This is a genomic window from Winogradskyella pulchriflava (genome assembly GCF_042434315.1).
Classification (GTDB): Bacteria; Bacteroidota; Bacteroidia; order Flavobacteriales; family Flavobacteriaceae; genus Winogradskyella; species Winogradskyella pulchriflava.
The window spans coordinates 44,284-57,060 of sequence record NZ_JBHLTQ010000004.1 but is presented as its reverse complement, the minus strand read 5'-3'; the positions used below and the strand labels follow the sequence as shown (position 1 = coordinate 57,060).

At 34.0% G+C, this 12,777-nt stretch carries 12 protein-coding genes; 5 read left to right on the top strand and 7 right to left on the bottom strand.

The genetic code is table 11. From position 1 onward, the window contains the following. Positions 1-101: 101 nt before the first annotated feature. The 7 genes from secG to miaB all read right to left on the bottom strand — a co-directional run bounded on the left by secG (position 102) and on the right by miaB (position 5,863). The gene (secG, locus tag ACFFGA_RS08620; protein ID WP_386062549.1) at positions 102-449 is read right to left on the bottom strand and encodes a preprotein translocase subunit SecG; all 348 of its coding nucleotides are present in this window, start codon (positions 447-449) and stop codon (positions 102-104) included. Position 450: 1 nt separating this feature from the next. Continuing rightward, positions 451-1,386: a DUF8458 domain-containing protein gene (locus ACFFGA_RS08615; RefSeq protein ID WP_386062546.1), complete on the bottom strand. Its 936-nt coding sequence runs from the start codon at positions 1,384-1,386 to the stop codon at positions 451-453. 3 nt (positions 1,387-1,389) lie between these two features. Continuing rightward, the gene (locus tag ACFFGA_RS08610; protein ID WP_386062544.1) at positions 1,390-1,896 is read right to left on the bottom strand and encodes an LptE family protein; all 507 of its coding nucleotides are present in this window, start codon (positions 1,894-1,896) and stop codon (positions 1,390-1,392) included. Then, the gene (locus ACFFGA_RS08605) at positions 1,897-2,094 is read right to left on the bottom strand and encodes a hypothetical protein (protein WP_386062542.1); all 198 of its coding nucleotides are present in this window, start codon (positions 2,092-2,094) and stop codon (positions 1,897-1,899) included. Between the two features lie 105 nt (positions 2,095-2,199). Continuing rightward, positions 2,200-3,465: a sigma-54 interaction domain-containing protein gene (locus ACFFGA_RS08600; RefSeq protein ID WP_386062541.1), complete on the bottom strand. Its 1,266-nt coding sequence runs from the start codon at positions 3,463-3,465 to the stop codon at positions 2,200-2,202. Between the two features lie 6 nt (positions 3,466-3,471). Next, positions 3,472-4,401 carry a hypothetical protein gene (locus ACFFGA_RS08595; protein ID WP_386062539.1) on the bottom strand — a complete coding sequence of 310 codons (930 nt, stop codon included), beginning with the start codon at positions 4,399-4,401 and terminating at the stop codon, positions 3,472-3,474. A gap of 16 nt (positions 4,402-4,417) precedes the next feature. Further along, positions 4,418-5,863: a tRNA (N6-isopentenyl adenosine(37)-C2)-methylthiotransferase MiaB gene (gene miaB, locus ACFFGA_RS08590; RefSeq protein ID WP_386062536.1), complete on the bottom strand. Its 1,446-nt coding sequence runs from the start codon at positions 5,861-5,863 to the stop codon at positions 4,418-4,420. Positions 5,864-6,062: 199 nt separating this feature from the next. Here miaB and ACFFGA_RS08585 point away from each other — a divergent pair, with 199 nt between their 5' ends. The 5 genes from ACFFGA_RS08585 (at position 6,063) to porK (ending at position 12,689) form a co-directional block, all read left to right on the top strand. Then, the gene (locus ACFFGA_RS08585; RefSeq protein ID WP_386062533.1) at positions 6,063-6,851 is read left to right on the top strand and encodes a hypothetical protein; all 789 of its coding nucleotides are present in this window, start codon (positions 6,063-6,065) and stop codon (positions 6,849-6,851) included. 43 nt (positions 6,852-6,894) lie between these two features. Continuing rightward, the gene (locus ACFFGA_RS08580; RefSeq protein ID WP_386062530.1) at positions 6,895-7,341 is read left to right on the top strand and encodes a hypothetical protein; all 447 of its coding nucleotides are present in this window, start codon (positions 6,895-6,897) and stop codon (positions 7,339-7,341) included. Between the two features lie 155 nt (positions 7,342-7,496). Continuing rightward, positions 7,497-10,004, top strand: a complete 2,508-nt coding sequence (topA, locus tag ACFFGA_RS08575; protein WP_386062527.1) for a type I DNA topoisomerase — start codon at positions 7,497-7,499, stop codon at positions 10,002-10,004. Between the two features lie 6 nt (positions 10,005-10,010). After that, positions 10,011-11,177 (top strand): formimidoylglutamase, encoded by a 1,167-nt coding sequence (locus tag ACFFGA_RS08570; protein WP_386062524.1) that lies wholly within the window; start codon positions 10,011-10,013, stop codon positions 11,175-11,177. 165 nt (positions 11,178-11,342) lie between these two features. Continuing rightward, positions 11,343-12,689 (top strand): T9SS ring complex lipoprotein PorK/GldK, encoded by a 1,347-nt coding sequence (gene porK / locus ACFFGA_RS08565; protein ID WP_446697945.1) that lies wholly within the window; start codon positions 11,343-11,345, stop codon positions 12,687-12,689. The last annotated feature ends 88 nt before the right edge of the window (positions 12,690-12,777 follow it).

Genomic DNA, 12,777 nt, shown 5'->3' with positions numbered 1-12,777 from the left:
AATAGGACTGACAAAGTTTCATACTTTATAAGGTGAAAAGTAGATATAAAAAAAGTCAACTGTTAAAGTTGACTTTGATTTTTATAATAAAAGGATGTTTATTATCCTCCAATTGAATCGTTTAAGTTTACAGCATCATCATTTGTTGTTGGTAATGTTGCAGGAGCATCAATAGCTTCATCTGCATCATAGGCTTTAGACTCTATACTAGATCCTGAATCTATCGTTAGGTTAGAAGCTAATATCAAAATGATAAGTGCTGTTGCCAAAAACCAAGTACTCTTATCTAAAAAATCACCTGTTTTCTTTACACCACCTAATTGTTGTGTGCCACCTCCACCGAAAGAAGAAGATAATCCTCCACCTTTAGGATTTTGAACCATAATAACTACAACGAGCAAAAAGGCTACGATTACTATTAGTATTAAAAATATTGTAAATGCACTCATTTTATATAGTATTTTTATCTTTTAATTCTTGCACCAATTTTATTTGGTCTGCAAAGAAACTACTTTTTTCTGGATATTTCAAACTTAAAATTTTATAAGATTGAATCGCTTTGTCATAATTTTTTTGCTCTAAATAAATACGTGCTAAAGTTTCAGTCATTAGACTGTCAGAAACAGCGTCATCATTATTAACCAACTTAGGTTTTGGTGCATGACTGCTAACAGGTTTTATCTTAGGATTTTCACTAATAAATTTATCTATAATAGCAAGCTTGTCTTGAAGTGGAGTAGTGGTTTTATCCGTTTCAGACTGAGGTTCTATTTCCGTTTCTTCAATTTCGTTTTCCCTTACAATGGGTTTGAAACTTGTAATTTTTAACCATTCAGCAAACGAATGACTTTCAGATTTGTCAAACTCAAGCGGTTTGCCAATGTTTAGTTGTTTTTCTGGTGTTATGTTTTTAACATCTACAGCAATTATTGAGTCTTCAATTTTAGGATCTTCAGTTTTTGGCAATGGATTTTGTTTAGCTTTAAACAGATTTGGATCCAAAACACCTTCGGTAGCTTTAATATGTTCTTTTAAAGCATCATCGATTGTAACACTTTTATTTACCGAAATATCTTCAGCTTCGGTAACTTCTATCGATTTAATATTCTCGGAATTCTGTCTAATTTGGTTAGATATTTCATTCTGATTAAATACTTCTGAGGTAATATAATCAAACAAAACGCTACGATCCGTTGTATGAGCAGCCGTAATTTTTAGGGCATTATTGTACTTATAGCTTTCTTTTTGTTTAAGACCTTTAAGTTGTAAAGCGCGCAAAGGTTGAAAGTATGGAAAATCATTGATTTTTTCAGAAAGCATATCTGTTTGATATCCAGTTATTGATTCTGGATGCTGTAAGAGATATGTGAGTTCTTGAAGCTGCATAGTTTACCAATTGGCTAGTGAAGCGTTAAAAATATCTTGGGTTAAACGCTCAAAAATTACTTCAAAAGCTTCATCTTTTGTACTCCCTATAAGTTGTGAATTGGCTGGATAATCAAAGAAGAACGAGAAGTTTCTTTCAAAATCTTTCTCTGTGTCTTTGATGTTAAAGTATCTTACGTTTACACCAATTGTAAGTCTGTTTTGAGCAGCTGTGTTTTCTGCAGTAGCTGTCATTGGAGCAATTCGATATTCTGTAATTTCACCTTCAAAAATTAAATCTCCACCACTATTTACTAAGCTTAAGCTTGTTTGATTTTGAATTAAATCTTGTAAAGCATTTGTAAAATCTATATCCAAACCAGGCTCTACCAAGTCTGCATTATTTTGAAAGAAATTAACCTGAAATGTTTTTGCATCACCAGTATCTGCTCCAGTAAACGAATATTGGACTTTGCATGCAGTAATAACTACACATAGTGTAAATAAAATAGAATACTTTAGTTGCTTCATTTAATAGGTGTTTGGTCGCTTCATTGTTATAAACGCGTATATATAGCCAGCGTTGTCTGCTACATCAAAATCTACATTGATTAAACGGTAACCTTTGTAGTGTTTTTCGTTAATTAGGTCTTCAGCTTCTTTTCGTATGGTTTCGGAGCTGTTTCTTGTAAACGACTTCCTAATCATAAATATTTCTACTGCTTTCATTCGGTGATTTCTAATGCTTTTTAAAAGTCTTATGTAATCAACTCAAAAATAAAACTTTTAAAAGTGTATTTTGTTATGGTTGATTTCATAAAATATACTTAAAATTTAAAGATCATATTGCTTAATCTTTCTGTATAATGTACGTTCACTAATACCTAATTCTGCGGCTGCCAGTTTGCGCTTGCCGTTATGACGCTCTAAAGATTTTTTTATAAGCTCTAATTCCTTGTCTTGTAAGGATAAAGTTTCTTCTTCTTCAATTTCTTCAGCAAAATGATATTTGTCTTCAGTTTCAGAAGGGCTTTGTTCGTCGGCTTCTATATGCTCAGGAATGGACAGTACATCTAAATCTTCTATAGTTGCGTCGAAATCATCATCCTTATCATCTCCATAGATTTTTTGAATAAGGTGTTCATTGTCCTTTTGCACATCTTTTGCACTGCCATTTTTCATGAGTTCCATAGTGAGTTTCTTAAGGTCGTTAAGGTCACTCTTCATGTCAAATAATACTTTGTAAAGAATTTCGCGTTCGCTACTAAAATCGCTTTCTGATTTAGAATTGTTTACAACAGCTGGTAAATTAGAACCTGTATTTGGTAAATAATGTTGAAGCGTTACAGCATTAATTGTACGGTTGTGTTCTAAAACAGATACCTGTTCAGCAACATTTCTTAACTGACGTATGTTACCATTCCAGCGGTATTTTAAAAGGGAATTAACGGCATCATCTGTTAGTTTTACAGTTGGCATTTTGTACTTTAATGCAAAGTCGCTTGCAAATTTTCTAAACAATAAATGAATATCCTCTTTGCGTTCTCGTAGTGCTGGTAAATTAATTTCAACAGTACTTAAACGGTAATAAAGATCTTCACGAAACTTCTCTTTTTTAATGGCTTCAAACATATTGACGTTTGTTGCTGCCACAATTCTAACATTGGTTTTCTGTACTTTGCTAGAACCTACTTTTATAAACTCTCCATTTTCTAACACACGTAGTAAACGAACTTGTGTGGTTAAAGGAAGTTCACCAACTTCATCCAAAAATATGGTGCCTCCATCGGCAACTTCAAAATAACCAGATCGTGTTTGTGTTGCACCTGTAAATGCACCTTTTTCGTGACCAAACAGTTCACTGTCAATGGTGCCTTCTGGTATGGCTCCACAGTTTACAGCAATGTATTTGCCATGTTTTCTGTGAGATAATTGATGAATAATTTTTGGAATACTCTCCTTACCAACACCACTCTCTCCAGTTACCAAAACCGAAATATCAGTTGGAGCAACCTGAATTGCTTTTTCTATGGCACGATTGAGTTTAGGATCGTTTCCAATAATACCAAAGCGTTGTTTTATGGCTTGTACGGATTCCATAATTATTTAGTTAACGTAATTAAATCTTTCGTTTATTTCAACAAAAACCGTTGGAGCATAGTCATAAATAATATCTCGAGTAATTATTCTTCCAGCTGAATTATATACAACATCGAAAGTAAAGGTTTCGCCATCGAAAACTGCACCAGTCCAATTGTTGGTAGAAATAAATTGAGCAATTACAGGTCCAATTTCATCCGAATATTCATCGGTAAGAAAGGTGAGAAGATAATTGTCGTTATAAACAACTTGTAGAGGATTTGTATTGTCATCAAACTGGTAGGTGGTGTTGTGCTCTAATTCGCCCGTTACCACACTGCTATTAATATTACCTGCTCCGTTGTAGGTTACAATTTCAGATTGTATTAAAACCGAACCGTCAAAAGATTCCTTTTTAATAATACGGTCAAAACCATCTAAAGTAAATACCGTAGAAATGCTAGTGCCAACTTCTGTTCTGGTAATAGTGTTGCCATCGTAACTGATGTTGTAGGTGTAATCTTCAAAATCATCCTCATAATAATCGTAGGTAATCTGAGATACTACTCCAGCAGTATAGGTCATAACATATTCATTAGTTGTTACACCTCCAGGAGTAACAGAAATGTTATGTGTGATTTGCCCAGACGAATTACGTGTGTATGTCTGATTTTCCGTTTGAAATGGACTTCCGTTAGCAGATAAGTCAGTAACAGAAGATACAGCCTTATCGTCTATTATATTAATATCTGAATTAGTAATAGTATTAATAGGAAATCCAAAGAAATCTAATGTTAATTCGGTATCCAATTCATAAACCTGAAGGCTTAAATCACCGCTTTCACTTCCGTCATCACCTCCATCGTCAGTTCCACCAACTAAATCTGGATCAATGGGTTCATTTTCACAAGACGTAATTAGTGTAAGCGTTAGAAGTAATAGAAAAATTTTTTTCATCAGTTATGTTTTTATATTAATTGTTGTCCGAATAACCCACTGCCTCACCAATAAGCGTTGCACTGGTGCAATCCGTTATTTTTACATTTACAAAATCACCTGGTTTATAATTTTCTTTTGGAAATACTGCAACCATATTTTGGCTGTTTCTTCCTGCCCAATGCTGGTCAGATTTTTTTGAAGATTTCTCAATTAAAATCTCCTCAACTTTGCCAACATGTTGTTGCGTTCTGTAATGGCTATGTTTACGTTGAAGATCTTGAATCTCATTTAATCGTCGTTGTTTAACGTCTGCAGGAATATCATCTTCCATTTTACGACCTGCTAGTGTTCCAGGACGTTCAGAATATGCAAACATAAACCCAAAATCGTACTTTACATAGTCCATAAGACTTAAGGTGTCCTTGTGATCTTCTTCTGTTTCCGTTGGGAAACCTGCAATAATATCTTGGCTTATCCCAACATCTGGTATAATACGACGGATATTATCTATAAGTTCAAAATATTCCTGTCTTGTGTGTAAACGATTCATTTCTTTTAAAATACGATCGCTACCACTTTGTACAGGTAAGTGAATGTAATTACAGATGTTTTTGTGTGCAGCCATGGTTTCAATGACATCTAAGGTCATATCCTGTGGATTTGAAGTAGAAAAACGGAAACGCATTTTTGGTTGGTTCTTGGCACAAAGTTCCAAGAGTTTTGCAAAATTAACAGCAGTTGCCTTTTGCAACTCTGAAGCTTTTTCAAAATCTTTTTTCAGACCTCCTCCATACCATAGGTAGCTATCTACATTTTGTCCTAAAAGTGTCACTTCTTTATAGCCTTTTGCCCATAGATCGTTAACTTCTTCTATAATACTTTGTGGGTCTCTACTACGTTCTCTGCCTCGCGTAAAAGGCACCACGCAAAATGTACACATGTTATCACAACCACGTGTTATAGAAACAAAAGCACTTATGCCATTACTGTTTAGTCTTACTGGAGAGATATCTCCGTAGGTTTCTTCTTTTGAAAGAATAACGTTAATTGCATCTCTACCTTCATCTACTTCAGCTAAAAGGTTAGGCAAGTCTTTGTAAGCATCTGGACCAACAACTAAGTCAACAATTTTTTCTTCTTCTAAAAATTTGGTTTTTAAACGCTCTGCCATACAGCCCAACACACCAACTTTCATGTTTGGGTTGTGCAGCTTAACTTTGTTATAATATTTTAAGCGCTTTCTAACGGTTTGTTCAGCCTTGTCTCTAATAGAGCATGTGTTGACTAAAACCAAATCGGCTTCCTCAAGGCTTTGTGTTGTGTTAAAACCTTGCTCAGACAATATTGAAGCTACAATCTCACTATCACTAAAATTCATCTGACAACCATAACTCTCAATAAAAAGCTTTTTTTGATTGCCTTCCTTTTGCCCTAATATTAAGGATTCACCTTGTTTGTTTTCGTCTATTATCTTTTCCATTTATGCTGAACTTGTATCAATATCTAGTTCTGTGAAAACTTCTGTAAAAACAGAAGAACTTTTAATGTTTGTTTTAAATCTCAATAAGCATGCAAAGATAGGATTATTTTATATATTATGACAAAGTGACAGATGTAATATTATTTTGAATAAATGTCTAAAAAAGATTTATTTTTGATGAACTAATCAAACCAATACAATGAACATTTCAGAAATTCAACAACGTATTCAAAATGCCAAAGATTTAGATTTTGGTACAATCTTTAACCAATCAATAGAACTTTTTAAGAAAACCTGGGTAAATGGCTTAGTAGTAGTTTTATTAAATATGGTATTAGCTATACCAGCAGTGATGCTCATTTATATTCCATTAATATTTACAGGAATGATGGATGTGTATTCAAGTAGTTATAATCCTTACGATCCTTATATGCAACCTGAAATAAGTCCAATTGCTGCAATAGTAATGTTTATACTGTATCTAATAGCTATGGCGGCTATGAGTGCTATTGGTTTAGGGCTTAAAGCAGCGTTTTATAGAATCTGTAAGTTAAAAGATCTTGAGGAAATGGGTCAGGAAGATTATTTCTACTTTTTCAAAAAGCCTTATTTAGGTAAAACCATTAAGCTTGGGTTGGTATATATAGGTATTACATTGGTTGCTGCACTATTGTGCGTGTTACCTTTGATTTATGCCATAGTACCGTTGTCTTATATGTTTGTGGTTTATGCTTTTAATCCAGAAAAATCTGTTTCAGAAATCATAAAATTAAGTTTCGATTTAGGAAATAAGAAATGGTTAATTTCTTTTGGGCTCTTGTTTGTTTCTGGTTTTTTAGCTGGAATAGTTGGGTTCTTAATGTGTTTTGTAGGTGTTTATGTAACAATGTCTTTTACATTTTTACCTCCTTACTTAATTTACAAAGAAGTTGTAGGTTTTGAAGATGAAATGGATAATATACAAATAGAAGAAAATTCAGGTTTTTAGTGCAACCTTTTAGAAATTTTACATCTTATAATAAAATGATGTTATGAAATTTCAAAAATTAATTACGCTATCGTTATTTGCAGCTTTATTTTTAAACATGCAATGTAGCGAGGATGACGCAACTGCTGCTTATGAGCCACAGTGTAGCGATGTTAATGTTATCGTTGATAATACAGAATATCAAAACGCCGAATCTGATTTTTACTCTTTTATAGGAGTTGGAATAGATGGTGATTGTTTGGTAGTTAGTTTTTCAGCAAGTGGATGTAGCGGAGATACATGGGAATTAAAGTTGGTGGATTCTGAAGCGATAATGGAGTCGTTTCCTCCACAAAGAAGCTTAAGATTTGTGCTTGTAAACAATGAGGCATGTTTGGCAGTTTTTACACAACAAAGAGAGTTTGACATAAGGAATTTGCGTGTAGAAGGTACTGACGAAGTTATTTTGAATATTGATAATTTTGAAGGGCCAATAACATATTCGTATTAATTTTAATGTATCAAAAATATTCAAAGCCTTGTATTTTGCAAGGCTTTTTTAGTTTTTTAAGGTGTTAAAAGCACGATAAAATGTATCGTATTTCAGACCAAATTAGGATTGTAACTTAATTTTCATATACATTTGTATCTTCAAAAAAATAAAGAATGCCAAAAAATCTAGTCATAGTTGAGTCACCAGCAAAGGCCAAAACCATAGAGAAATTTTTAGGGAAAGATTATAAGGTTGAGTCCAGTTTTGGACACATTGCCGATTTGCCTTCAAAAGAATTAGGTGTTGATGTTGAGGGAGACTTTGAGCCCAAATATAGGGTATCTAAAGACAAGAAAGATGTCGTAAAAAAACTAAAAGAACTGGCAAGCAAAGCAGATATGGTTTGGCTAGCAAGTGATGAAGATAGAGAAGGGGAGGCGATAGCATGGCATTTGGCAGAGACCTTAAAATTAGATAAAGCAAAAACCAAGCGTATTGTATTCCATGAGATTACTAAAAGCGCTATAAATAAAGCTATAGAAAATCCACGTAGTATCGATTATAATTTGGTTGATGCGCAGCAGGCAAGACGTGTTTTAGACCGTATTGTAGGTTACGAATTATCTCCTGTATTATGGAGAAAAGTTAAAGGTGGTTTATCTGCAGGTAGAGTACAATCTGTTTCTGTACGTTTAATAGTAGAACGAGAAAGAGAAGTTCAGGATTTTGAACCAGTTGCATCTTATAGAATTGATGCAGAATTTACAACTGAAGATGGAAGCACTTTCAAAGCTAAACTGCCTAAGAATTTTAGTTCAGAAGAGGAAGCTACAGAGTTTTTAAACAATAATTTGTCTGCAACATATCAGGTTGCTGATTTGCAAAAAAAGCCTGCTACAAAATCACCAGCAGCACCATTTACAACCTCTACATTACAGCAAGAAGCTTCAAGAAAATTAGGCTTTTCGGTAAGTAGAACCATGAGTAATGCGCAACGACTTTACGAAGCTGGTCTTATAACATATATGAGAACAGATAGTGTTAACTTATCTGATGAGGCAAGAAAAGGAGCTGAGAACGAAATAGTTTCAACTTACGGATCCGAATACAGTAAGCCTAGAAATTATAAAGGAAAATCTAAAGGTGCTCAAGAAGCGCATGAGGCAATTAGACCAACAGATTTTGCTAACAATACGGTTAGTGTAGAACGAGACCAGGCAAGATTATACGATTTAATATGGAAACGCGCTATTGCTTCACAAATGAGTGACGCAAAATTAGAGCGTACCAATCTTAAAATAAAAATTAACAGTTCTGCAAACCTCAGTGAACAATTTACTGCAAATGGAGAAATTATAACTTTTGATGGATTCTTAAAAGTTTATTTAGAAGGAACAGATGATGAAGATACAGAGCAAGAAGGGCTTTTACCAGACTTAAAAGTTGGTGAAACACTTCAGAATAAATATATAACTGCAACTGAAAGATTTACAAGACCACCATCAAGATATACAGAAGCTTCTTTGGTAAAACAGTTAGAAGAATTAGGTATTGGTCGTCCATCAACTTATGCTCCAACGATTTCCACAATTCAGAACAGAAATTATATTGAAAAGGGAACGCATGAAGGCGATGAGCGCAAGTACAAGCAATTAGTGTTAGCTAAACAAAGTATAAAAGAAAAGAACTTAACAGAAAAAGTTGGATCTAATAAGGGTAAACTTGTACCAACAGATGTAGGTTTTATTGTTACTGACTTTTTGGTTAATCATTTTGAAAGTATTCTCGATTATAATTTTACGGCAAAAGTAGAAGAAAGTTTCGATGACATAGCAGAAGGTAAGGAAGATTGGCGTGCAATGATGAAAGATTTCTACAAAGGTTTTCATCCACAAGTAGAAGATGTGCAAGAAAATGCGGAACGAGAATCTGGCGAACGAGTTTTAGGAACTGATCCAAAAACAGGTCGTCAGGTAAGTGTGCGTCTTGGTAAGTTTGGACCTATGGTTCAGGTGGGTACAGTAGATGATGAAGAGAAGCCTAAATTTGCAAGTTTATCTCCAGACCAACAATTAAATTCTATTACGTTTGAAGAGGCAATGGACTTGTTCAAACTGCCAAAAGCTTTAGGACACTATAAAGATGACGAGGTTGAAGTAAACAATGGTCGTTTTGGACCGTATGTAAGATATGGGAAAAAGTTTGTGTCGCTTCCTAAAGGTGTAGATCCTTTAAGTGTAGAATTGGAAGAAGCCATTACATATATTAAGGAGAAAGAAAAAGCAGATGCACCTATATATGTATATGAAGGATTAGAAGTTGTAAAAGGTAAAGGGCGTTTTGGACCATTTATTAAATGGAACAATATGTTTATAAATGTGAATAAAAAATACGATTGGGACAATTTATCTGAAGAAGACATTGTAACTTTGATCGAAGATAAAATCCAAAAGGAAAAAGATAAACTTATCCATGTTTGGGAAGAAGAAGGCATTAGAGTAGAAAAGGCAAGATGGGGAAGACATAATGTTATAAAAGGAAAGCAAAAAGTAGAATTGGCAAAAACAGTTGATGTAAGCGACATGACATTAGAAGAAGCCAAGGAATTATTAGAGAAAAACGCTCCTAAAAAGAAAGCAAAAAAAGCAACAAAGAAAAAAACGTCGACCAAAAAGAAGTAATAAACTATGAATTTTAATTTTCTAACGCCTGTATCTGATGCGGTTTTGGCTCACAAAGAACTAATTGCGCAACAAGCTTTGGGAAAAAAAATTAAGGTCCATTCACGACAAAACGGAATTCCAGATTTAGATGATGTGCAACTCGCTATCATTGGAGTTCAAGAAAGCCGAAATGATGTTAACTATATGGGAGCTAACATTAATTTCGATTCTATAAGAAAAACACTTTATACATTGTTTCCAGGTAACTGGCACACGATAATAGCAGATTTAGGAGATATTGAACCAGGCGAAACGGTAGAGGATACCTATTTTGCAATCAGAACCGCAATTACGGTTTTATTAGAAAAGAAAATTATACCAATTATATTAGGAGGTAGTCAGGATTTAACCTATGCTAATTATCGTGCTTACGATTCGGTAATGCCTATGGTTAATATCGTCAATGTTGATACTAATTTTGATTTAGGTGACGCCAATCTGCCAATAAAAAACAACAGTTATGTAGGTAAGGTTATAGTAGAAGAGCCTTACAATCTTTTCAACTATTCAACAATTGGATATCAAACTTATTTTAACTCCCAAGAAGAAATAGATCTCATAGAAAAGTTGTACTTTGAGGCCTATCGTTTGGGTGAGATTTCGGGAGATATTAATAAGGTAGAACCATTGTTGCGAGATGCGCATATTGTGTCCATAGATTTAAAGTCTGTAAAGGCATCAGAAGTGAGTGATAACCAAAAGTATTCACCTAATGGATTCTCAGGAAAAGAAATTTGCGCCATTACACGTTATGCAGGTATAAGTAATAAAGTATCTTCTTTTGGGATTTATGAATATCATAATTCTAAAAATGATAGTGCATCGTCAATGTTATTGGCGCAAATGATATGGTATTTTATCGAAGGAGTTAATTGCCGTGTTGCAGATGACGATTTTACTAACGAAAAGTACTATCAAAAGTATAATGTTTTGGTAGATGATGATGAGCTTATTTTTTATAAAAGCTTAAAAACAGGACGCTGGTGGATAGAGATTCCTTTTTTGCCAGATGTTAATAATAAATTAAAAAAGCATACGTTATTACCATGCATGCATTCCGATTATGTGATTGCAACGCAAGGTGAAATACCTGAGCGATGGTATAAGGCATTTAGGAAGAATAGCTTTTAAAATATACCCTTTATCGATATTTAACATTTATTTTGTCGATGAAATGCTTATTTTTAGGACGAAATGCAAAAAAAACAATAAAAAAGTTGTATTTTAAAAAATATATAAATATGTTTACGACCTTAAAATTAAGGACGACTAATTTAACCTCGAGTTACTATGAATATTAAGAAGTTTATTTTACTAACCACTGTATTAGTTTTGGTTGCCAGTTGTAATTCTGGAGACCGAGGACAATTAGTAGGTGTTAAAGGTAAAAAATGGCACCCAGAAAAGCCTTTTGGTATGACATTGGTTCCAGGTGGAGCTTTTATTATGGGTAAATCTGATGATGATTTAGCAGGTGTGCAGGATGCACCTACTAAAACAGCTACAGTTCGTGCATTTTATATGGATGAAACCGAAATTACTAACAGCGAATATCGTCAATTTGTATTTTGGGTAAGAGATTCTATATTAAGATTAAAATTGGCTGAAATGGCTGATTTGGAAGGTAAGACTCCAGGTAATGGTGATATAGGTGAATTTGCTTATGTTGATGCTAATCCAGACGATATGAATGCCTATGAAAGCTATATGCTTAATACCTATGGTAATGAGCAAAGAAAAATTAATCGTGATGTAGAGCTATATTTTGACACCGATGATTATCCTGATGAACTATATGCTGAAGTTATGGATGGTATGTACTTACCTTTAGAAGAATCTTACAATGGTCAACGTACTTGGGATGTAAAGCAATTTAAATTCCAATACACTTATATGGATATTGCTAAAGCAGCTAAGGACAGAAGTTTAAAACGTTCTGAGGTTATAGAGCAGGAAGAAGTAGAAGTGTATCCAGATACTACGGCTTGGATTAGAGATTTCGCGTATTCTTATAATGAGCCAATGCACAATGATTATTTCTGGCATGATGCTTATGGAGATTATCCAGTAGTTGGTGTTTCTTGGAAACAAGCTAGAGCATTCTGTCAATGGAGAACATTATATCATAATGGTTACCAAAAGAGTAAGGGAAGACAGCCTGTAAATTCATATAGGTTACCTTCTGAAGCAGAATGGGAATATGCTGCACGTGGTGGACTTCAAGGAGCTTCATATCCTTGGGGAGGACCTTACACTAAAAATGATAGAGGATGTTTTATGGCAAACTTTAAGCCGTTACGTGGTGATTATGCAGCTGACCAAGCTTTATATACCGTAGAAGCAGATGCTTACGATCCAAATGACTTTAACCTATACAATATGGCAGGAAACGTCTCGGAATGGGTAAATGGTTCTTACGATCCAGGATCTTATGAGTTTTCTTCAACAATCAATCCAAATGTAAATGATCCAGATAACGCACGTAAAGTCGTTAGAGGTGGTTCATGGAAAGATGTTGCCTATTTCTTACAAGTAAGTTCTAGAGATTACGAATATGCGGATTCTGCTAGAAGTTATATCGGATTTAGGACAGTTCAAGATTATATGGGAACTGAAGTAACTAAAAACGCAGCAACGAATTAAAACTAAATTTTTAAAATAACAACCCAAACTAAATTATAACCTACTTAAGTTATATATCCATTAACTTAAACTTAAAAACTAAACAAAT

Coding starts and splice junctions, on each gene's coding strand:
- ACFFGA_RS08610 (WP_386062544.1), bottom strand. CDS start 1,896: ATGAAGCAACTAAAGTATTCTATTTTATTTACACTATGTGTAGTTATT.
- ACFFGA_RS08585 (WP_386062533.1), top strand. CDS start 6,063: ATGAACATTTCAGAAATTCAACAACGTATTCAAAATGCCAAAGATTTA.
- ACFFGA_RS08615 (WP_386062546.1), bottom strand. CDS start 1,386: ATGCAGCTTCAAGAACTCACATATCTCTTACAGCATCCAGAATCAATA.
- ACFFGA_RS08595 (WP_386062539.1), bottom strand. CDS start 4,401: ATGAAAAAAATTTTTCTATTACTTCTAACGCTTACACTAATTACGTCT.
- topA (WP_386062527.1), top strand. CDS start 7,497: ATGCCAAAAAATCTAGTCATAGTTGAGTCACCAGCAAAGGCCAAAACC.
- ACFFGA_RS08600 (WP_386062541.1), bottom strand. CDS start 3,465: ATGGAATCCGTACAAGCCATAAAACAACGCTTTGGTATTATTGGAAAC.
- ACFFGA_RS08605 (WP_386062542.1), bottom strand. CDS start 2,094: ATGAAAGCAGTAGAAATATTTATGATTAGGAAGTCGTTTACAAGAAAC.
- secG (WP_386062549.1), bottom strand. CDS start 449: ATGAGTGCATTTACAATATTTTTAATACTAATAGTAATCGTAGCCTTT.
- ACFFGA_RS08570 (WP_386062524.1), top strand. CDS start 10,011: ATGAATTTTAATTTTCTAACGCCTGTATCTGATGCGGTTTTGGCTCAC.
- ACFFGA_RS08580 (WP_386062530.1), top strand. CDS start 6,895: ATGAAATTTCAAAAATTAATTACGCTATCGTTATTTGCAGCTTTATTT.
- miaB (WP_386062536.1), bottom strand. CDS start 5,863: ATGGAAAAGATAATAGACGAAAACAAACAAGGTGAATCCTTAATATTA.